Genomic DNA, 19,991 nt, shown 5'->3' with positions numbered 1-19,991 from the left:
TCGACCGGATGGAACAGCGCAACTTCGACCGGCTCGGCCGGCACGTCGGCATCATCGGACTCGGCGCGTGGCAGCTCGGCGCCGACTGGGGCGAGGTCAGCGAGGACGCGGCGCTCGACGTGCTCACCGCCGCGGTGGACGCCGGCGTCACCTTCCTGGACACCGCGGACGTGTACGGCGACGGCCGCAGCGAGCAGCTCATCGGCCGCTTCCTGCGCTCCCGCCCCGACCACGGGCTGACCGTGGCCACCAAGATGGGCCGCCGGGTGCCGCAGACGCCGGAGGCGTACACCCTGGAGAACTTCCGGGCCTGGACCGACCGGTCCCGGGCCAACCTCGGCGTCGACACACTCGACCTGGTGCAGCTGCACTGCCCGCCCACCGCGGTCTTCGCCGACGACCGGGTCTTCGACGCGCTGGACACCCTCGTCGCCGAGAAGCGCGTCGCCGGGTACGGGGTCAGCGTGGAGACCTGCGACCAGGCGCTCACCGCCGTCGCCCGGCCCGGGGTGGCCAGCGTGCAGATCATCCTCAACGCGGTCCGGCACAAGCCGCTGGAGCGCGTGCTGCCGGCCGCCGCGGCGGCCGGGGTGGGCGTCATCGCCCGGGTCCCCCTGGCCAGCGGCCTGCTCTCCGGGCGCTACGACGAGCACACCACGTTCCCGGAGAACGACCACCGCACCTTCAACCGGCACGGCGAGTCGTTCGACGTCGGTGAGACGTTCTCCGGCGTCGACTACGACCTCGGCCTGGCCGCGGTGCGCCGGCTCGCGCCGCTGGTCGGCGACGACCGCACCATGGCGCAGTTCGCGCTGCGCTGGATCCTCGACCAGCCCGGCGTGACCGTGGTGATCCCCGGCGCCCGCTCGGCCGAGCAGGCCCGGCACAACGCCGGGGCGGCCGGCCAGCCGCCACTGACCGAGGTGGAGCTGGCCTCGGTGCGGGCCACCTACGACGAGCTGATCCGGCCGCAGGTGCACGACCGGTGGTGACCGGTCCGACCCGGCCCGCCGGCGCGGCGTCACCGCCACCGGCCGGCGGCGGGCATGCTGGACCGGCGCGAACGTCGGCGGAGGGGGCGCGATGAGGGGTTGGTTCCGGCTCACCGTGGGCCTGCTGGCCGTGGTGCTGGGTGCGCTCTGGACCGTGCTGGGGCTCGGCTACGTCGAGGGCAGCGCGCTGACCGACGAGCGGATCTGGGCGGTCGTCGGTCCGGTGGTCGTCCTGATCGGACTCGTCGCACTCTGGTACGGCATGCGGGCCCGCCGCCTGTGAGGGCGCCGGCCACGGAGAAGCCCCGCCTCCCGTACGGGATGCGGGGCTTCGCGCACCGGCCGGCGCGGCCGGCGCCTCTGTCAGCTCAGATGGGGCGGACCTGCTCGGCCTGCGGACCCTTCTGACCCTGGGCGATCTCGAACTCCACCCGCTGGTTCTCCTCCAGCGAGCGGTAGCCGCTGGTCTGGATGGCCGAGAAGTGGACGAACACGTCAGCACCCCCGCCATCGACGGTGATGAAGCCGAAGCCCTTGTCAGCGTTGAACCACTTCACGGTTCCCTGCGCCATGTGCAACTCCTTCTAAAACTGGCGGCCGAGCACGCCGTGCGGCCGATTGGCCGTTTTCGAGCAGCGGCGCCTGAGGTGGCCCCCCATGCAGGGAACGTCTCTCAACCCACGCGTCTCGCAACAGCGTGAGAAAGCAAACCACGTACGCAAAAACTTCGCACAGCCTACCGGACGAAATTCTCCGACATGTGACCTGAAGGTCGCGCGGTGATCGCCGGGCGGGCCGCGGCGGCCGTGCGAAAGACCCCTTCCCCCAGGTCGGGGGAAGGGGTCTTCCAAAGTGTCGAATCAGTCCGGCCAGTGCCCGGTCATCCGGCGCACACCGACCGCGCCGCCCCGGTCGACGGCCGCCCGGACCGCCGAGAAGATCGCCCCCTGCAGGGCCGCCGCGGCGAGCACCTCGCCCCACCCACGCTCCTCGTCGGTGGCGCTCGGCGCGTCGTCCTCGCCCGCGGCCAGCTTCCAGACCTGCCGGAAGACCATTCCGGCGACCGCACCGGCGGCCAGGCCGAGCAGCACCCCCACCGGCTTGTACGCCGCCTTACCGATCTTGCCGCTCACCTGCGCCTCCCTCGGACCACCAACAGCACCACCGCGGTCACCACCGCGCCGGCCGCGACCGCCGCCCACGGCAACGGGCTGCGCCCGAGGGTGCCACCCGAGTCGTACGCCTGCGCCCGGACCAGCCGGGCCCGCTCGGCCGCCCGCCCCCGCACCCGGGCCACGGTCTGTGCCGCCTGCTCGCGCATCCGCGCCTTCGCCTGCTCGGCGGAGTGCCGCACCAGCGCCTTCGGATCGGCCCGGGCCGCCAGCAACTCCATCGTCTCGCCGAGCTCCACCCGGGTCCGGCGGATCTCCTCCCGGAGCGCCGCCACGTCCCCGGTCCCGTTGCCGGCTCCGTTGCCGGTTCCGTTGCCGGTCATGCCCGCCTCCCGTCCTTCACCGCGGCGGTGACCGTGTCGACGTCCGCCCGGACACTGCGGACCGCCGCCTCCGGCACCGGCGGGACGGCACGGCTGACCTGCTTCTTGCCCACGAGCGCCAGGATCCCGGCGAGCAGGAACAGCGCCACCGCCACGATCAGCGCGGCCAGCCACGCCGGCATGACCAGCGCCAACAACAGGATCACGGTGGCGACCAGCGCGCCAGCGCCGTAGAGGGCCATCACCCCGCCACCGCCGAACAGACCGATCCCGATCCCGGCGTGCTTGCCCTTCTGGGTCAGCTCCGCCCGGGCCAGGGCCAGTTCGTCCCGAACCAGGCGGGTGACCTGTTCGGTGGCCCGTTGCACCAGTTCCGCGGTGGACGGCTCGTTCCCGGTCTGGGACGTGCTGCGACTCGCGACGTCAGCCATGCTGTCCTCCTTTCATCATCACCGCGCTGTATGCCCGGAGTCGCCGCCCGTCAATCCTGCGCGGAGCGGCCGGTCGGCCCGGCCGCGCCTCCGGAGTCCGAGCTCGGCCGGAATCCGGGGCATGGGCAGCAGGTCCCCCGGAACGCCCCGATCAAACCCACCCGGCCCGACACTCCGCGAACGGACCGGCCGGCCGCGTACCCGTCCCGGACGGACAACGCGCCGCGCGGGCGCCGGGTCACGGAGCCCGCCGCAGAATCGGAAGCCCCGGCCGCCTCCCGCGGCCGGGGCTTCCGACCGGGGGGCATCGGGTCAGCCGCGGGCCCCGGCGTGGTCCTCCCGGCCCACGAACACCTCGCTGCGGGCGTCGCCGTCGTCGCTGCCGCCGAAGACCCGCGCGTCGTCCGGCGCCTCGGTGTCGGCCGGCCGGCGGATCGTCCGGCGCGGCTGCGGCTGCGTCACCTGCCAGGGCAGCGGCCCGCCGGGGTCGCCCACCTCGGCCCGCAGCCGGGGCAGGGCGGTCGGGCGATGGTCGCGTACCCAGGTCACCAGGTTCTCGCGGACCAGGCAGCGCAGGTCCCAGAGGCTGCCCGCGTCGGCGGCGCTGACCAGGGCACGGACCTTGACCATGCCGCCGGTGGCGTCGGTCACCTGGAGCACGCAGACCCGGCGGTCCCACAGGTCGGTGCCCTCGCAGAGCCGGCGCAACTCCGCCCGCATGGCCTGCACCGGGATGGCCCAGTCCAGGTCGAACTCGGCGGTGCCGAGCACCTTCGCCTCGGTGCGGGTCCAGTTCTGGAACGGCTTGCTGGTGAAGTAGGAGGTGGGCAGGATCAACCTCCGGTCGTCCCAGACCTGCACCACCACGTAGCTGAGCGTCAGCTCCTCGACCCGGCCCCACTCCCCTTCGATCACCACCACGTCGTCGAGGCGTACCGCGTCGCTGAAGGCGAGTTGCAGGCCGGCGAAGACGTTGCCGAGCAGGCTCTGCGCGGCGAGCGCCGCGACCGCGGCCACCACACCGGCGGAGGTGAGCACGCCGGCGCCGACGCCGCGCACCGACGGGAACGTCATCAGCATCACGCCGACCGCGAGGATCACGATCACCGCGATGGTCAGCCGGCGCAGCAGCACCACCTGGGTCCGCACCCGCCGGGCGTGCCGGTTGTTCGGCACGTCCATCCGGAACCGGGCCAGCGCGGTGTCCTCCGCCACCACCAGCAGCGCGGCCACCAGCCAGGCGATCGCGGCGATCATGCCCAGCCCCAGGGTGTGCAGGACGAACTGCCGCCACGGGCTGCCCACCGCGTAGAGCGTGGTGAACCGGACCGCGAGTTGCACGCCGACCACGGTGGCGGCGACCTGGAACGCGCGGTGCGCGTGCTCGGTCAGCTCGGTCATCAGCAGCGACCGGCGGCCGAGGCGACGGGTCACCCGGTGCACCACCTCGACCAGCACCAACGCGACCGCCGCCGCGGCCAGCGCGGCGGCGACGGTCACCAGATAGCTCTGCACGTGCGTTCTCCCTCCAGCCCGGGCGGGAATCGGGCAAAGGCCCAATGGTGCCCGGCGGGCCGGACATCGACCACGCTCAGACCTTGCGGAACCGGGACTGGAAGAAGCAGAACACCCCGAACGCGGCGATGCCGAGCGCCATCAGCGACAGCAGCCACGGGCCGTACGGCTGGTCGCGCAGCGTCCGCAGGGCAGCGTCCAGGCCACGTGCCTTCTCCGGGTCGTACTGCACGGCGGCGACCACGATGAGCAGGCCGGCGATGGCGAAGACCGTGCCCCGGGCGGCGTACCCGGCCATCCCGAGACGACGGGTGACCTGCCGCGTCTTCGGGTCCATCTCGCCGATCTTGAGGTTGCGCTCGAACTTCTTCTTGATGCCGTAGATCACCATGCCGACGCCGACCGCGGCCAGCACCAGACCGGCCAGGCCGACCAGCCAGCGGCCACCGTCGTTGGCCATCAGCTTCTCGGTGAGCTGCTGCTGCCGGTTGGAGGCGTTGGCGCTGGCGTCCTGGACGACCTTGATCGCGGTCCAGCCCAGCCAGACGAAGACGACGACCCGGACCACGGAGGCGATCCGCTCGAAGACCTTCTCCTTGCCGGTCTTGGACTGGTGGCCGATCACCGCCTGGAAGGCCTGCCAGAGTGCCATGGCAAAGAGCCCCACCGCGATAGCGATCAACACGAACTTGCCGAGCGGCTGCTCACCGAGGGTGCGCAGCGCGCCGTTCTGGTTGCCCTCTTCCTCGGAGCTGCCGAAGGCGATCTGCAACGCCAGCCAGGCGAAGAGGAGGTGCACGATTCCATAGCCGATGAAGCCGACGCGGGTCAACAGTTCGAGCCACCGGCTGTTCTTGGCCTGGGCGGCGGTGGCTCCGGCGTTTCGGGTGACAGACATGCGCCCCTCAATCTCCCGACGTGCGGTTTTCCAAACGTCGGCGCCCGCCGGCCGTCGACCGCCGCCCGGCCGAAAGGGATCAGCCGTTGGGGTTGCGGGCCACCCGGAGCACCACCTGCTGGTCGGTCACGCTGTCCAGGCTGACCTGGAAACCGCCGACCTCGGTGGCCTGCTGCCCGGTGCTGAGCGAGAGCTGCTCACCGGCCACCTCGACGGTGACCTGGTCGTCCTGGGCGCCGATCAGCTTGGCCTCGACGCCGAGGATGGAGGCGCTGGCGTTCACGCCGCGGTCGAAGGCGATGGTGCAGGCGTCCAGGCCGCAGTCGGTGTCGGCGCCGTTCGAGCTGCAACCGGCGAGCACCGCGGCACCGAGGGCGAGACCGGCGAGCAGCCCGGCGGCGCGACGGGCAGGGGTCAGGGCGAGGGTGGCGCGTCGGTTCGTCACCTCCCCAACGGTACCGCCCGCCGACCACGCCCCCGTGGACGTGCGCGCGCCGCCACGCGGCGTTAACAAGGGGCCCCGCCTCTACCGGAGGCGTTAAGAAGGGGCCCCTCCTTCCGCGCTAGGGTGCGGGAATGGCATTCGATGTTGCCCGGGTGCGGCGGCGCTATCCCGCGCTGGACGAGGGGTTCGTCCACTTCGACGGCGCCGGCGGCACCCAGACCGCCGCCGCGGTGATCGACGCGGTGGCCGAGGCCATGCGCGCCGCGACGGGCAACCGCAGCACCGCCTTCGCCCCCGGCCGGCGCGCGCTGGAGCTGGTCGCCGGGGCCCGGGCCGCGGTCGCCGACCTGCTCGGCGCGGACCCCGCGGGCGTGGTGCTCGGGCCCAGCGCCACCGCGCTGACCTACACGCTGGCCCGGACGCTGGGCGCGAGCTGGCGGCCCGGCGACGACGTGGTGGTGTCCCGGCTGGACCACGACGCCAACGTCCGCCCGTGGGTGCAGGCCGCGGAGGCGGCCGGCGCGACGGTGCGCTGGGCCGAGTTCGACCCGGTCACCGGCGAGCTGCCCGCCGGCCAGTACGCCGACCTGGTCACCGCGCGCACCCGGCTGGTCGCGGTGACCGCCGGCAGCAACGCGATAGGCACCGCGCCGGACGTGGCCGCGATCGCCAAGACCGCGCACGCCGCCGGCGCGCTGGTCTGCGTCGACGGGGTGCACTCCGTGCCGCACGGCCCCACCGACCTGACCTCGCTCGGCGCGGACGTGCTGGTCACCAGCGCCTACAAGTGGTCGGGGCCGCACCTGGCGGCGATGGTCGCCGACCCGGCGTGGTGGGCCGCGCTGCGCCCGGCGAAACTGCTGCCCTCCGCCGACGCGGTGCCGGACCGGTTCGAGTACGGCACCCCCAGCTTCCCGCTGCTGGCCGGCGTGGCCGCCGCGGTGGACCACCTGGCCGCGCTCGACCCGGCCGCGACCGGCGACCGACGCGAACGGGTACGCGCCGGCCTGGCCGCCGCGCAGGCGCACGAGGAGGCGGTCTTCGACCGGCTGCTCGCCGGACTGACGTCCCGGCCGTTCGTCAGCGTCTACGGCTCGCCGGCCCGGCGCTGCCCGACCGTGTCGTTCAGGGTGGCCGGCCGGACCCCGGCGGCGACCGCCGCGGCACTGGGCGAGGCGGGCCTCTGCCTCTCCTCGGGTGACTACTACGCCTACGAGTACTTCGAGGCGATGGGCCTACGCGACTCCGGCGGCGCCGTCCGGGCGAGCGTCTACCACTACAACACCGCCGACGAGGTGGACCGGCTGCTGGCCGAGTTGGACCGGCTGGCCGGCGACGGGAGGACGATGGTCCGGTGAGCTTCCTGGTCGAGGAGAACGCCGCCAAGCACCGCTTCGAGATCCTGGTCGACGACGCGCTGGCCGGGTTCAGCGCGTACCTGCCGCGCGGCGAGGTGTTGGTCTTCACGCACACCGAGGTCGACGACCGCTTCCAGGGGCAAGGGGTGGGCGGCGCGCTGATCCGGGGCACGCTGGAGAAGGTCCGGGCCCGTGGCGGCCGGGTGGTGCCCCGGTGCCCGTTCATGGCCGCGTTCATCGAGCGCCACCCGGACTACGCCGACCTGGTGGTCGACGCGCCCTGAGGCCCGGTCCGGCCGGGGGACCTCCCCACCCGGCCGGACCGGGAGTCTCAGCGCGTCCCGGCCAGCAGCTCGGCGGCGGCGCGGGCCGCCGCCGCCGTCGCCCCGTGGGTGGCCAGGTGCACCCGACCGGCGGGCAGCTCGGGCACGCCCAGCTCGACGACCACCGCGTCCGGGCGGGTGGCCAGGGCGCGGCGCACCGCGTCCCGCATCCAGCCGTGCCGGTGCAGGTCGCGCACGACCAGCACCAGCGGCCGGTCGGCCGAGCCGGCCGCCGGATCGGCGGGGACGGCATCGGCGGCGTACCGGGCGGTGGTGGTGCCGGGCGCCAGGCGGGCCAGCGGCGCGGCGATCCCCCACGGCGTCTCCTCGCCGATGGCGATGTTGCGCGGGGGCGCGAACTCCACCACGTGCGCCGGCCCGGCCAGCGGCAGCAGCGCGGCGTCGCCGGTGACCCGCACGGCCCGGCGGGCGGCGGTCAGACCGATCGACGAGCCGTCCGCCGCGGCCCGGACGGCCTCGCGGTCGGCGCGGGCCGCGACGCTCCACGCGGCGAGCTGACCGACCCGCTTGGCCGCCTCGGCCAGCCGCTCCTCGGGCAGTTCCCCGCCGACCACGGCAGCGACGATCGCGTCCCGCAGTTCGCGGGCATCGGCCTCGGTGGCCCGCTCCCCGCCCACGCAGATCGCGTCGGCGCCGGCGGCGAGCGCGCGGACCGCCGCCCCGGCGAAGCCGTAGCGGTCGGACACCGCCCGCATCTCCACCGCGTCGGTCACCACCACGCCGCCGAAGCCCAGCTCCTCACGGAGCAGGCCGCCCAGGATGGGCGCGCTGAGCGTGGCCGGCAGCTCCGCGTCGAGCGCCGGCACCAGCAGGTGGCCGGTCATCACCGCCTGCGCCCCGGCCGCCACCGCGGCCCGGAACGGGGCCAGCTCGACCGCGTCGAGGCGGGCCCGGTCCGCGCCGATGCGCGGCAGGTCGTGATGGGAGTCGACCCGGGTGTCGCCGTGGCCGGGAAAGTGCTTGGCGCAGGCCGCGACGCCACCGGACTGGAGCCCGCGTACCCAGGCGGCGGTGTGGCGGGCGACCAGCTCGGGGTCGGCACCGAACGAGCGCACCCCGATCACCGGGTTGGCCGGGTTGGAGTTGACGTCGGCGTCCGGCGCGTAGTCGAGGGTGACGCCGACCGAGGCCAGCTCGGCGCCCAGGTCGCGGGCGACCTCCTCGGTCAGCGCCGGGTCGTCCACCACGCCGAGGGCGAAGTTGCCGGGCCGGGAACTGCCCCGGGCGGACTCGATCCGGGTGACGTCGCCGGCCTCCTCGTCGATCGCGACGATCACGTCCCTCCGTTCCGCCCGCAGGTTCGCGGTCAGCGTCGCTACCTGGTCGTGGTCGACGACGTTGCGGGCGAAGAGAACCACCGAGCCGAGCCCCTCGCCGAGCCAGCGGCAGACCCAGGGCGGCGGGGTGGTGCCGACGAACCCGGGTTGCAGGACGGCGGCGGCGAGCGCCGCCAGGTCTCCGGTCGCTCCGACGGTGCGCTCGCTCATGCGGTGCCGGCTGGGCATGCGCTCGTGGCCCTCGCTCCGCTCGGTGCGCTCGCTCATGCGGTGCCGGCTGGGCATGCGCTCGTGGCCCTCGCTCCGCTCGGTGCGCTCGCTCATGCGCTGTCCTACCCCCGTCTTCCCCACGGACCCGTCACGACCGACGGGTGCTGCCATGGTCACATCGCGCAGCTAAATAGTCAACAATCCTTACTGTTAGGCGCTGGCCTCGGGCCGTCGACCGTGGGAGAGTTCAGGCATGCCCGCCCTGCCGCTCGCCGACGCCACCAGCGCCGCCGACATCCCCGGCGTACGCCTGCTCGGCCTGGTGGTCGGCGCCCTGTTCCTGCTGATCGCGATCCGGGCGATGTTCCGCCGCTGACCCCGGGGGGTTCGGACCGCCGCGCCCGGGTAGGGATCCCGGTGTCCGGACACGGCGGAGGGGAAACAATGAGGATCGGCTACTTCCTGTCCAGCGAGGAATACACCCCGGCGGAGCTGCTGGCCCAGGCGCGCGGCGCCGAGCAGGCCGGCTTCGAGGCGTTGTGGATCTCCGACCACTACCACCCGTGGGTCGACGCACAGGGCCAGAGCCCGTTCGTCTGGTCGACCATCGGCGCCCTCAGCCAGGTCTGCCGGCTGCCGGTGACCACGGCGGTCACCTGCCCGACCGTGCGCGTGCACCCCGCGGTCATCGCCCAGGCGGCGGCCACCAGCGCGGTGCTGCACGAGGGGCGCTTCGTGCTCGGGGTGGGCACCGGCGAGGCGCTGAACGAGCACATCCTCGGCGACGCCTGGCCGCAGGCCGACGTCCGGCTGGAGATGCTGGAGGAAGCGGTCGAGGTGATCCGGGAGCTGTGGCGCGGCGACTTCGTCAACCACCACGGCACGCACTACACGGTCGAGCACGCGCGGATCTACACCCGCCCCGAGACGCCCCCGTCGATCTACGTCTCCGGCTTCGGCCCGAAGGCGATCGAGCTGGCCGCGCGAATCGGCGACGGCTACGTCAGCACCATGCCCGACGCCGACATGGTGCGCCGGTTCCGCGACGCCGGCGGCGGCGACAAGCCGTGCCAGGGCGGTTTCAAGGCCGCGTACGCCGACACCGCCGACGAGGGCGCGCGGATCGCGTACGAGCGCTGGCCCAACGCCGGGGTGCCGGGCGAGTTGTCCCAGGTGCTCCCCTCGCCGCGCCACTTCGAACAGGCCGCGCAACTGGTCCGGCCGGAGCAGGTGCGGGAGGCCTTCGTCTGCGGCCGGGACGCCGACGCCCACCTGGAGATGATCGACCGGTACGCCAAGGCCGGCTTCGACGAGGTGTACGTGGCGAACACCGGCCCGCACTGGTCGGGTCTGTTCGACCTCTACCAGCGGGAGGTGCTGCCCCGGCTGCGGTGAGTGTCGCTCAGCTCGACCCGGCGGGCGCCACGCCGCGCAGCAGCGTCTCGACCAGCGCGTCGACCAGGCCCGGGTCGGGTTCCGGCGGCGCGCCGCCCGGGTCCAGCAGGTGGCCGAGCACCAGGTCGTGGCAGACGCCGACGAGCAGTGTCGCCGCCGCCCGGGGTTCGACCGTCGGCGCGACCCGGCCCAGGCGCTGCTCGGCGCGCAGGTAGTCGGCGAACTCCACCCGTACGCCCGGGTCGCCGCCGGGCAGGGCGGGCAGTTCGGCGAGCCGGGCCACCAGTTTCGGCTGGGTGGTCAGGCCGGCGAGGGCCGGCAGGATCGCCGCGTGCAGGGCCAGCGCCCGCTCCAGCCAGGCCCGGAGGTTGCCGGCCAGGGTGCCCGCGCCGGGCCGCGGGACGGCGGCCTCCAGCGCCGCCTCGACCGCGCGTACGTGCGCGTGCAGCGCGTGGGCGAGCAACTCCTCCTTGTCGGCGAAGTGGTTGTAGAGCACCCCGTCGGCCACGCCGGCCTCGCGGGCCACGTCGCGGACGGTGAGCCCGGCCGCCCCCCGCCGCGCCAGCAGCCGCGCGGCAGCCGCGATCAGGTGCTCGCGCAGACTCTGCTCGCCGCCCCGCAACGCGGCCGCTCTCCTGGGTGCCATCACCGGGAATCCTAGGTGCACCGGGGCCGGCTCCCCCGTGCGAGCCGGCCCCGGCGGCGTGTGGGCCGGGTCAGCCCGGCCGGCGGGCGGTCACCAGCCAGGCGGCGGTGCGCAACCGGACGCCGTCCGGGCCGGCGAACGGGCGCATGGCCGTCACCAGCTCGTCGCGGACCCGCTCGCCGGCGGCCGGGCCGAGCGGGGCGAGTCGGTGCCGGACCGGTCCCCACCCGGCCAGGAACGCGCCGGCCTCGGCGGCGTCGCGCCCCCAGGTGCCGGGCAGCTCGTGGGGCGCGCAGTCGACGTCGACCAGGCCGGCGTCGGCGAGCACCTGGCGGGTGACCGCCGGGTCGGCCAGCGAGAGCGGCCCGCCGGCCGGCGCGTCACCGCCGGCCGGCGACGGGAGCCCGGCGAGCGGCGCGAGCGCCGCGCCGAGGTCGCCGCGGCGCCAGCCGTCGAGGCAGACGAAGGCCAGCCGCCCGCCCGGGCGCAGCGCCCGGGTCAGGTTCGCGAACGCGACTACCGGCGCGGCGAAGAACATCACGCCGAACCGGCTCAGCACCACGTCGGCGCCGGCGGGGGTGAACGGGTGCACCTGGGCGTCGGCCCGGACGAACTCGACGTTGGACACCGCCTCCGCGGCGGCGGCGGCGCGGGCGGCGGCCAGCATCGGCGCGGAGAGATCGATCCCGAGCGCCGACCCGGTGCCGGCGCGGGCGGCGGCCAGGCGGGTCAACTGGCCGGTGCCGCAGCCGACGTCGAGCACCCGGTCGCCCGGCTCGACGGCGGCGAGCAGCAGCTCGTTGAAGCCGGCGTTCACCGCGTCGTAGCGGTGCCGGTGCTCGGCCCAGTGCCGGCCCTCGTAGCCGTTCCAGGCGCGTTCCTGCTCGTCGTTGCCGGTGTGGGTCACGTCCGCCCCCTAGTTTGAACAACTGTTCACGAACGCATGTTCATAATGCCGTCGACCGTTACCACACGTCAACCCGGACAGCGGTTTCGCGCGCGGAACGCGGGGGTAGCTGTGGCCGTTGATGAAACTGACCACGCACGCCACCGACCTGCGCCGCGCGGCGAAGAACCTGTTCGGCTGGACCGCGCTGCGGCCCAACCAGCTGGCCGCGATGCGCGCCGTCATGAAGCGCCACGATGCCCTGGTGGTGCTGCCCACCGGGGCCGGCAAGTCGGCGATCTACCAGATCCCGGCCAGCCTCATCCCCGGCCCGACCGTGGTCATCTCGCCGCTGCTCGCGCTCCAGCAGGACCAGATCGCCGCGCTCAACGAGCGGCAACGCCCGGAGCTGCGTGCGGTGCGGATCAGCTCGGACGAGAGCGCCGCGCAGCAGGCCGAGGCGATCGAGGAGATCCGGGCCGGCCGGGCCGAGTTCCTCTTCATCACGCCAGAGGCGTTGAGCAACCCGGACCGGCTCGCCGAGGTCCGCTCGCTCTCCCCGGCGCTGGTCGCGATCGACGAGGCGCACTGCATCTCGTCCTGGGGACACGACTTCCGGCCGGACTATCTGGCGCTCGGCCACCTCATCGACGGCCTCGGCCGGCCCCCGGTGGTGGCGCTGACGGCCACCGCCTCCCCGCCGGTCCGCGACGACATCATCGCCCGGCTGCGGCTGCGCGAGCCCGAGGTGGTGGTCTCCGGGCTGGACCGACCCAACCTCTTCCTGGAGGTGGCCTACTGCCCGACCGACGACTACCGGTGGCGGCGGCTGATCGCGCTGCTGCGCGACGACGAACGCCCGGGCATCATCTACGTGCCCACCCGGCGCGCGGCCGAGGAACTGGCCGAGCGGCTGACCGGCGCCGGCTTCCCGGCCGAGTTCTACCACGGCGGCATGCCCACCGCGGCGCGACACGAGCTGCACGAGGCGTTCCTCGCCGACCAGGTGCCGATCATGGTGGCCACCTCGGCGTTCGGCATGGGCATCGACAAGCCGAACATCGCCTGGGTGGTGCACATGGCGCTGCCCGACTCACCGGACAGCTACTTCCAGGAGATCGGCCGGGCCGGGCGGGACGGCTCGCCGTCGCGGGTGCTGCTGCTCTGGCGGTCGGAGGACGTCGGCCTCCAGCGCTACTTCAGCGGCGGCCTGCCGGACCCCAAGGAGCTGGCCGATCTCGCCGCGGTGCTGCGGAGCAAGGCCCGCACCCGCAAGGAACTGCGCGAGCTGACCGGGCTGGGCCCGCGCAAGCTCGGCCAGTACCTGTCCCTGCTGGAGCAGATCGGCGCCGCCGAGCCGCGGGCGCGCCAGCGCGTCGGCGCGCCCCGCTACGCGCCCGACGCGATCGAGTCCGGGCAGGCCGCGCGCGCCGAGGCCGAGCGGCAGCAGACCGTGACCCGGTCACGGACCGACATGATGCGCGCGTTCGCCGAGACCACCGGCTGCCGCGGGCAGGTTCTGCTGGCCTACTTCGGTGAGCAGATGAGCGCGGTCTGCGGCCACTGCGACAACTGCCACGAGGGCACCAGCGTCGCGAACGACGGCGCGGTCGGTCCGTTCCCGGTGCACAGCCAGGTCCGCCACGGCGAGTGGGGATCCGGCCTGGTGCTCAACTACGAGGACGACCGGATGACGGTGCTCTTCGACGAGGTGGGCTACAAGACGCTGTCCGTGCGCGTGGTGTCCGAACAGGGCCTGCTGGAACTGGACTAGCCTGACCCGGGCACCCGCGACGGTGCCCGTCGACAACGACGACCACGGCGAAAGGAACCTGATCGTGATCGAGCAGCCGGCGTACACCCGGTTCGGCGTCTCGGACGAGGAGTGGGGGCTGCTGGTGGGTCTGCCGCAGGCGGTGCTCACCGCGGCGGCGGCGGCCGAGTCCGACGGCACCCGGCGGACCATGGCCGAGAACGCCGCCGGGCTGGAGACCATCGCCGCGGGTCGCGAGTCGGCCAGTCCGCTGGTCGCCGCCGTGGCCGGCGAGGTCGTCTCCCGGGTCGGTGACCCGGAGGCCGGCGCGGAGCTACCGGTGATCACGCCGAACGACCCGACGGCGATGATCGAGGATGTGCTCGCCCGCGCCGGTCAGGCCGCCGCCCTGCTCACCGGCAAGGTGGACGAGGGGCAGTCCGGGGCCTACCGGCACTGGCTGGTGGAGATCGCCGAGCAGGTGGTGGGCGCCGCCTCCACCGGCGGCATCCTGGGCATCGGCGGCGACGTGGTCAGCGACTCGGAGCGCCGGTTCCGGGACCGGCTGTCCCAGGTGCTCAACGACTGAGCGGACTCTTAACAGAAGTGTTCATGTCCGTCAATGACGGAGGTCACGCCCCACGGGTTGTCGCTTTTCGGCCCCGTGGGGCGTCGTGTCTATGGGGACGACGAACCACGGGGGTCGCTCATGGACACGGTGCTGCAACGGCAGATCTTCGACACGGCGCGGATACCCGCCGCCGACCGCTTCGGGCTGTGGCTGGAGATGCTCGCCCGGACGCCGACGCTCATGCGGGTCCGCACCGAGCACGCCGACAACTTCCTGGCCCGGGCGGAGTTCCTCGACCTCGGTCCGATGCAACTCATCCGGCACCGCTACCCCTCACTGGACGGAACCCGGACCCGGAAGCTGATCCAGCGCTCGGATGCGGACTGCTACCTGCTCGCGCTGACGCTCAACGGCACCGGCGTCGCCGACCAGGACGGCCAGCGCGGCATCTGTCCACCCGGCGACTTCACCTTCTTCGACTGCGCCCGGCCGCAGGAACTCAGCCACCACGCCGACGAGAACGACCGGGCCGCGTCGATCGTGGCCATCATTCCGCACGCGGCGCTGCCGCTGTCCCACCGCCGGCTCACCCCCCTGTTCGCCGGCCGGATGTCCGGCCGCGAGGGCGTCGGCGCGCTGCTGGCCGACTACCTCGTCCGGATCGCCAGCCATCCGGAGCAGTACCACGCGGTCGACGCCGAACGGCTGGGCGCGGTCGGCCTGGACCTGGTCGCCACGCTGCTCGGCCGCCACCTGGTCTCCGCGGAGGCGGTCCCGACCGAGGTCCGGCATCGCGCCCTGCTGGCCCAGGTGCAGGCCTACGTCCGGCAGCATCTCGGCGAGACGACGCTGGACCCGGCCACCATCGCCGACGCGCACCACATCTCGGTGCGTTCCCTGCACCGGCTCTTCGAGGCCGAGGAGACCACCGTCGCGGCCTACATCCGCGACGAGCGGCTGGCCCGGTGCCGGCGCGACCTGGCCGACCCGGCGCTGGGCGACCGCTCGATCCAACTCGTCGCCGCCCGGTGGGGATTCCGGGACAAGGCCCACTTCAGCCGCGTCTTCCGGGCCGCGCAGGACGAGTCACCGCAGGCGCACCGGGCGCGTCGTCTGGAACAGGCACGGATCGTCAACAGCGCGGCGTCCGAAGTCAACCCACCACGTACATACTGAACCCGGGCCGCCCGTGGCGGCCCACCGGTAACGGGGGGCCGTGGCGTGGCGCCCGCGGCGGTCCAGCCGCGGGCGGCCCCGCCCCGGCGGTGGCCCTCCGCGACGCACGACTCCGGTCTCCGGCCCCGCCGCTTCCCCCCAGGACCGACGGGGCCGGTCGGGTCAGTCGGCCTCCTCCTCCAGCAGCGCCAGCACCAACCTCTCCACCGCCTCACGCGGCATCTCCGGCCGCACCGGCGCGAACACCCCATCGTGATAGAGGTCGACCACACGCGGATCCACGTAGGAGGTCCGGGCCACCGTGGGGGTGTTGCCGAGCAGGTCGGCGACCGAGCGCATCACCGCCGCCACGGCCCGTCTGCGGGCGGTGGCGGAACGCCGCGGGCCGGCCGTGGCCAGCTCGGCGGCGGCCAGCACGGTCGCGTGCCAGGTACGGAAGTCCTTCGCGGTCATCTCCCCACCGCTGGCGTCGCGCAGGTAGTCGTTGACCTCGTCACTGCGCACGTCACGCCAGGCCCGCCCGTCCCAGTAGCCGAACAGCCGCTCCTGGGCGCGCCGCCGCCGGCGCAGGTTCAGCAGCACCTGGCACAGCTCGGCGTCCTCGATCCGGCGCACCTGCTCGATGCCGCCCTTGGCCGGAAACTCGAAGACGACGCACCCACCGCGGGAGCGCGCGTGCTCGGGACGCAGCGTGGCCACACCGAACGTGGGATCGTCGCCGGTGGCGTACTGGTCGCTGCCGACCCGGAACGCGCCCATGTCGAGCAGCCGGGCCACGGTCGCCAGCACCCGCTCGCGCCGCAGCCCGCGCAGCGCCAGGTCGTGCGCGACCCGGTCCCGCAGCGCCGGCAGCCGGTGCGCCACCTCCAACACGTGGTCGAACTTGGCCTCGTCGCGCTTGCGGCGCCACTGCGGGTGGTAGAGGTACTGCTTGCGCCCGGCCGCGTCGATGCCGGTGGCCTGGATGTGCCCGTTCGGGTACGGCGAGATCCACACGTCCCGCCAGGCCGGCGGGATGACCAGCTCCCGCAGGCGGGCCAGCTCGTCCGCGTCGCGTACCGGCTCGCCCTTCGCGTCCAGGAAGAGCCAGCCCTTGCCGCGCCGCCGGCGCCCGTACCCCGGCCGGCCCGGATCGCTACGCCGCAACCGCACCGGGCACCCGCTCCACCTCGGCCACCGCCGCCACCACCTCGTCGATCCCGACGGCATCCAGACTCGGGTGCGTTCCTACCCGGCCCGGATCGGTCGAATCCCGGCCGGCCGCCCGTCCGGTGCCGCCGAGCGCCCGGTGCCGGGGCCGGTCCGCCGGCGGTCCCCAGTGCGCCGCCGGCACCGGCCCGAACAGCACCACCGAGGCGGTGCCGTAGCCGGTGGCGAGGTGGGCCACGCCGGTGTCGCCGCTGACCACCAGGCGCGCGTCGGCGACCAGCGCGGCCAGTTCGGCCAGGCCGGTCCGGCCGGCCAGCACCGCCGACGGCGGCAGCCCGGCGTCGGCCGCCACCCGGGCGGCCAGCGCCCGCTCGTCCGCCGAGCCGGTGAACACCACCCGGTGCCCGCGCGCGGTCAGCGCCCGGGCCAGCCCGGCGAAGCGGTCCGCCGGCCAGCGCTTCGCCGGGACCTTGCCGCCCGGGTGCAGCACCGTCATTCCAGTGGGTACGCCGGCCGGCGCCGGACGGCGCAGCGCCAGGTCTCCCGGGTCGGCTGGCAGACCGTACCCGTGCAGCAGCCGGCACCAGCGGCGGACCTCGTGCTCGTCGCCGTCCCAGGTCGGGCCGTCCAGGTGACCGGCCGACGGGTTCCGGTAGGCGAGCAGCCGCCCCGGGCCGGTGGCGGCCAGCGCCCGGTGCGACTCGGGCCCCCGGCCGTGCAGGTTCACCGCCACCTCAGGTGGCGGCCCGACCCACCCGATCCGGTGCGGCCCGGTGGTGGGCAGCACCCGGTCCACCGCCCCGGTCAACTCCGCCAGCGGCGCCAGCCAGGCCGGGGCGGCCAGCACCAGCTCCCGCCCCGGCAGCCCGACCCGCAGGCCGCGCAGCGCCGGCACCGCGGCGGCCAGGTCACCGACCCCGAGCGCGCGCAACACCAGGATCACGGGTACGAGGACTCCCGCTCGGCGCAGACCACCATCTCGCGGATCGCGCAGCCGGCCGGCTGGGACAGCGCGAACATGACCGCGGCGGCGGTGTCGGCCGGTTCGTTGAGCACCGCGTCGGGGCCGGGACGGTACTGCGCGTCCCGCTCGTCGAAGAAGGCGGTGCGCATGCCGCCGGGCACGAGCAGGGTCACCCCGACCGCGCCGGCGAGTTCGGCGGCCAACGCCCGGGTGAAGCCGACCACCCCGAACTTGGCCGCGCAGTACGCGGTGGCGTCGCCCACCGCCTTGACGCCGAGCGTGGAGGCGACGGTCACGATGGTGCCCCGGGACGCCGCCAGGAAGGGCAGCGCGGCCCGGATCACCGCGGCGGTGGCGAGCAGGTCCACCGTGACGATCCGCTCCCAGGTCTCCGCCGGCACGTCGGCCAGCTTGCCGGGCACGTCCACCCCGGCGGCGGTGACCACGGCGTCCAGCCCGCCGGAGCGTTCCGCCAGGTCGCGGGTGGCCGACTCGGCGGCGCGGGTGTCGGCCAGGTCGCACTCGACCCAGGGCACCCCGTCGGCGGGACGCTGCCGGTCCAGCACGAGAGGCCGCCCGCCGGCCCCGGCGACCGCAGCCACCACCGCCGCGCCGAGACCGCTGGATCCGCCGGTGACCAGCACGGTGGGGCCGGCGCCGGGCGCGCTCATGCCGAGCCGGGCCGGTGTGTCGTTGCGTTCATCGTGCTCCCTTCGCCGTGGACCGGACGACCGCCTCCCGGGCGGTCCCCGCCGTCGCCGCACCGGACGGCCAGCCGCCGCGTCCGAGCCGGGCCGCCGCGATCATGTCGGTGGTGGACCGCCCGTCCAGGTACGGCACGATCACCGTGTGCCCGCCCCAGCGGGCCAGGATCTCCGACTCGGGCAGCGTCTCGGCGCCGCCGCCGCTGGCGTAGTCGCCGCCCTTGACCCAGATGTCCGGGCGCAGCCACGACAGCACCGCGTGCGGCGTCGGCTCGTCGAAGATCAGCACCGCGTCGACACAGCCGAGCGCGGTGAGCAGCCGGCTCCGGTCGCCCTGCGGCACGACCGGCCGCTCGGGCCCCTTGAGCCCGGCCACCCCGGCGTCGGAGTTGAGGCAGACGATCAGGCAGTCGCCGAGCTGGCGGGCCGCCTGAAGCGTCGCCACGTGCCCGGCGTGCAGCAGGTCGAAGCAGCCGCCGGTGGCCACCACGGTGCCACCCGCGGCGCGTACCCGGGTCACCACCGCACCGGCGGCACCGGCGCCGATCCGCTCCCCACCGGCGGTGAGCACCGCCGGGGCGGCGACGGTCCGCGGCGGCGCCGGCAGCGCGGCGGCCACTCCTCCACCGGCCACGTACGCCGACGCCTCGGTGACCGCCTCCTGCACCGCCTCCGACACCAGCGCGCCCCGGGCCAGCGCCAGCGTTGCCGCGGCGGCGAACCGGTCCCCCGCGCCGCAGGTGTCCCCCTCGGCGGCCGGCGCCGGCACCACGAGCGGGGTGGAACCGGCGTGGCAGAGCAACGCACCGTCCCCACCCAGGGTCACCGCGACCGCGCCGGCCTGCCAGCGCCGGCGCAGCGCCTGTGCGCTGCGCGACGCCGTCGCCAGGCGGGACCCGCCGGGCGGCGTCTTCGCCAGTTCCCGGGCCTCCGGCTCGTTCGGGGTGGCCAGGTGCACCCCGGGCACCGGCGCCGGGCCGCGCGGGTGCGGGTCCCACACCACCGGCGAGCGGGTGGCGGCCAGCGCCGCGCACAGCGCGCGCTGCCCGGCGACGCCCCGCCCGTAGTCGCTGACCAGCACCGCGGACGCGGTGGCGAGCAACCGCAGCACGGCTTCACCCGGCTCGCCCGGCACGCCGGCCGCACCGCCCCGGTCGTGGCGCAGCAGCACCCGTCCACGCACCCGCAGCCGGATCTTCTCCGGCGTCGCGCCGGTCAGCGGCAGCGCGTACAACTGCACCCCGGCGGCGGCCAGCAGGGTGCCGAGGCGGGCCCCGCCGGCGTCGTCGGCGACGGCGGTGACCAACGCGACCTCGGCGCCCTGCGCGGCCGCGAAGACGGCGGCCAGGCCGGCGCCACCGGGCCGGTCGACGGACGTGGTCTCGTCGAGCACCGGCACCGGGGAGTCCGGGCAGAGCCGGTTCACCAGCCCCTCGACGTCCCGGTCCAGCAGCGTGTCACCGAGCACCACCACGGGTCCCGTCATGCTCGACCTCCTCATCGGGCCCGCACCTGCGGATCCGGGTCACCCAGCACCACCTCGACGCCGGCCCGCACGCCGCCGGCCGGGGCCCGGGCGGCGAGCGCCGCCGGCAGCGCCCGGTCCACGTGCTCGCAGAGCACGTGGACCGCGACCAGGTGCAGCTCCTGCACCACCTGACCGTCCGGCGAGTCGACGGCGAGTGCCTCGTGGCAGAGGTCGGCGAGGGGGTTGGGGGCGGGGCCGGTGAAGGCCCAGCAGCGGAGGCCGGTGTCGTGGGCGGCGTGGGCGGCGGTGAGGAG

23 protein-coding genes and 1 pseudogene are annotated in these 19,991 nt (G+C 74.7%); 9 read left to right on the top strand and 15 right to left on the bottom strand.

What is annotated here, in order from left to right:
* The first annotated feature begins 8 nt into the window (after positions 1-8).
* On the top strand, positions 9-992 hold the full coding sequence (locus tag AB0H28_RS28390) for an aldo/keto reductase (protein WP_358046618.1): 984 nt from the start codon (positions 9-11) through the stop codon (positions 990-992).
* Positions 993-1,083: 91 nt separating this feature from the next.
* The gene (locus AB0H28_RS28385; protein WP_358046615.1) at positions 1,084-1,275 is read left to right on the top strand and encodes a hypothetical protein; all 192 of its coding nucleotides are present in this window, start codon (positions 1,084-1,086) and stop codon (positions 1,273-1,275) included.
* Between the two features lie 85 nt (positions 1,276-1,360).
* Here AB0H28_RS28385 and AB0H28_RS28380 read toward each other — a convergent pair whose 3' ends face one another.
* The 7 genes from AB0H28_RS28380 to AB0H28_RS28350 all read right to left on the bottom strand — a co-directional run bounded on the left by AB0H28_RS28380 (position 1,361) and on the right by AB0H28_RS28350 (position 5,776).
* The gene (locus AB0H28_RS28380) at positions 1,361-1,564 is read right to left on the bottom strand and encodes a cold-shock protein (RefSeq protein ID WP_030338233.1); all 204 of its coding nucleotides are present in this window, start codon (positions 1,562-1,564) and stop codon (positions 1,361-1,363) included.
* 288 nt (positions 1,565-1,852) lie between these two features.
* Complete coding sequence (locus tag AB0H28_RS28375; protein WP_358046612.1) at positions 1,853-2,125, bottom strand: DUF4235 domain-containing protein; 273 nt, start codon at positions 2,123-2,125, stop codon at positions 1,853-1,855.
* A complete protein-coding gene (locus tag AB0H28_RS28370; protein WP_358046609.1) occupies positions 2,122-2,487 on the bottom strand; it encodes a DUF3618 domain-containing protein in 366 nt (121 codons plus the stop codon). Before AB0H28_RS28370 ends, AB0H28_RS28375 begins: the two co-directional genes overlap by 4 nt.
* Positions 2,484-2,918, bottom strand: coding sequence for a phage holin family protein (locus tag AB0H28_RS28365; protein WP_358046606.1), 435 nt, complete (start codon positions 2,916-2,918; stop codon positions 2,484-2,486). The genes AB0H28_RS28370 and AB0H28_RS28365 overlap by 4 nt, the downstream gene beginning before the upstream one ends.
* A gap of 312 nt (positions 2,919-3,230) precedes the next feature.
* Complete coding sequence (locus AB0H28_RS28360) at positions 3,231-4,433, bottom strand: mechanosensitive ion channel family protein (RefSeq protein ID WP_358046604.1); 1,203 nt, start codon at positions 4,431-4,433, stop codon at positions 3,231-3,233.
* 76 nt (positions 4,434-4,509) lie between these two features.
* Complete coding sequence (locus AB0H28_RS28355) at positions 4,510-5,331, bottom strand: DUF1206 domain-containing protein (RefSeq protein WP_358046601.1); 822 nt, start codon at positions 5,329-5,331, stop codon at positions 4,510-4,512.
* 79 nt (positions 5,332-5,410) lie between these two features.
* Entirely contained in the window at positions 5,411-5,776 is a 366-nt protein-coding gene (locus AB0H28_RS28350; protein WP_358046598.1) for a hypothetical protein, read from the bottom strand.
* A gap of 131 nt (positions 5,777-5,907) precedes the next feature.
* Between AB0H28_RS28350 and AB0H28_RS28345 the strand changes: the two genes are divergently transcribed.
* Positions 5,908-7,134, top strand: coding sequence for a cysteine desulfurase-like protein (locus AB0H28_RS28345; protein WP_358046595.1), 1,227 nt, complete (start codon positions 5,908-5,910; stop codon positions 7,132-7,134).
* A complete protein-coding gene (locus AB0H28_RS28340) occupies positions 7,131-7,418 on the top strand; it encodes a GNAT family N-acetyltransferase (protein WP_358046592.1) in 288 nt (95 codons plus the stop codon). The genes AB0H28_RS28345 and AB0H28_RS28340 overlap by 4 nt, the downstream gene beginning before the upstream one ends.
* Positions 7,419-7,465: 47 nt before the next feature.
* Here the strand turns inward: AB0H28_RS28340 and AB0H28_RS28335 are convergent, their stop codons facing one another.
* Positions 7,466-8,965, bottom strand: coding sequence for a glycoside hydrolase family 3 N-terminal domain-containing protein (locus AB0H28_RS28335; protein WP_358046650.1), 1,500 nt, complete (start codon positions 8,963-8,965; stop codon positions 7,466-7,468).
* A gap of 253 nt (positions 8,966-9,218) precedes the next feature.
* Here AB0H28_RS28335 and AB0H28_RS28330 point away from each other — a divergent pair, with 253 nt between their 5' ends.
* Both AB0H28_RS28330 and AB0H28_RS28325 read left to right on the top strand, forming a co-directional pair.
* Positions 9,219-9,341 carry a hypothetical protein gene (locus tag AB0H28_RS28330; RefSeq protein ID WP_282288391.1) on the top strand — a complete coding sequence of 41 codons (123 nt, stop codon included), beginning with the start codon at positions 9,219-9,221 and terminating at the stop codon, positions 9,339-9,341.
* 68 nt (positions 9,342-9,409) lie between these two features.
* Positions 9,410-10,360, top strand: coding sequence for a TIGR03557 family F420-dependent LLM class oxidoreductase (locus AB0H28_RS28325; protein WP_358046588.1), 951 nt, complete (start codon positions 9,410-9,412; stop codon positions 10,358-10,360).
* A 7-nt stretch (positions 10,361-10,367) separates the two neighbouring features.
* Here the strand turns inward: AB0H28_RS28325 and AB0H28_RS28320 are convergent, their stop codons facing one another.
* Together AB0H28_RS28320 and AB0H28_RS28315 are read right to left on the bottom strand one after the other, a co-directional pair.
* Positions 10,368-11,006, bottom strand: a complete 639-nt coding sequence (locus tag AB0H28_RS28320; RefSeq protein WP_358046585.1) for a helix-turn-helix domain-containing protein — start codon at positions 11,004-11,006, stop codon at positions 10,368-10,370.
* Between the two features lie 70 nt (positions 11,007-11,076).
* Positions 11,077-11,913 carry a methyltransferase domain-containing protein gene (locus tag AB0H28_RS28315; RefSeq protein ID WP_358046582.1) on the bottom strand — a complete coding sequence of 279 codons (837 nt, stop codon included), beginning with the start codon at positions 11,911-11,913 and terminating at the stop codon, positions 11,077-11,079.
* Between the two features lie 121 nt (positions 11,914-12,034).
* Between AB0H28_RS28315 and AB0H28_RS28310 the strand changes: the two genes are divergently transcribed.
* From AB0H28_RS28310 to AB0H28_RS28300, 3 genes are all read left to right on the top strand, one after another.
* Positions 12,035-13,666 carry an ATP-dependent DNA helicase RecQ gene (locus AB0H28_RS28310; protein WP_358046579.1) on the top strand — a complete coding sequence of 544 codons (1,632 nt, stop codon included), beginning with the start codon at positions 12,035-12,037 and terminating at the stop codon, positions 13,664-13,666.
* 64 nt (positions 13,667-13,730) lie between these two features.
* Positions 13,731-14,234 carry a hypothetical protein gene (locus tag AB0H28_RS28305; RefSeq protein WP_358046576.1) on the top strand — a complete coding sequence of 168 codons (504 nt, stop codon included), beginning with the start codon at positions 13,731-13,733 and terminating at the stop codon, positions 14,232-14,234.
* A gap of 120 nt (positions 14,235-14,354) precedes the next feature.
* A complete protein-coding gene (locus tag AB0H28_RS28300) occupies positions 14,355-15,392 on the top strand; it encodes a helix-turn-helix domain-containing protein (RefSeq protein WP_358046574.1) in 1,038 nt (345 codons plus the stop codon).
* Positions 15,393-15,554: 162 nt separating this feature from the next.
* Here AB0H28_RS28300 and AB0H28_RS28295 read toward each other — a convergent pair whose 3' ends face one another.
* The 5 genes and pseudogenes from AB0H28_RS28295 to AB0H28_RS28275 form a co-directional block, all read right to left on the bottom strand.
* A complete protein-coding gene (locus AB0H28_RS28295; protein WP_358046571.1) occupies positions 15,555-16,544 on the bottom strand; it encodes a DNA topoisomerase IB in 990 nt (329 codons plus the stop codon).
* Positions 16,528-17,484 (bottom strand): glycosyltransferase family 9 protein, encoded by a 957-nt coding sequence (locus AB0H28_RS28290; protein WP_358046568.1) that lies wholly within the window; start codon positions 17,482-17,484, stop codon positions 16,528-16,530. The genes AB0H28_RS28295 and AB0H28_RS28290 overlap by 17 nt, the downstream gene beginning before the upstream one ends.
* Complete coding sequence (locus AB0H28_RS28285; protein ID WP_358046566.1) at positions 17,481-18,176, bottom strand: SDR family oxidoreductase; 696 nt, start codon at positions 18,174-18,176, stop codon at positions 17,481-17,483. Before AB0H28_RS28285 ends, AB0H28_RS28290 begins: the two co-directional genes overlap by 4 nt.
* Before the next feature lie 28 nt (positions 18,177-18,204).
* Positions 18,205-19,695 (bottom strand): PfkB family carbohydrate kinase, encoded by a 1,491-nt coding sequence (locus AB0H28_RS28280; RefSeq protein WP_358046563.1) that lies wholly within the window; start codon positions 19,693-19,695, stop codon positions 18,205-18,207.
* 11 nt (positions 19,696-19,706) lie between these two features.
* Positions 19,707-19,991, bottom strand: a pseudogene (locus tag AB0H28_RS28275) (phosphoheptose isomerase); the annotation flags it as partial.

The sequence above is a fragment of the Micromonospora sp. NPDC050980 genome (assembly GCF_040653835.1).
Taxonomy (GTDB): Bacteria; Actinomycetota; Actinomycetes; order Mycobacteriales; family Micromonosporaceae; genus Micromonospora.
Note: the sequence above shows the minus strand (reverse complement) of the source record. Positions and strands in the feature narration are given on the sequence as shown.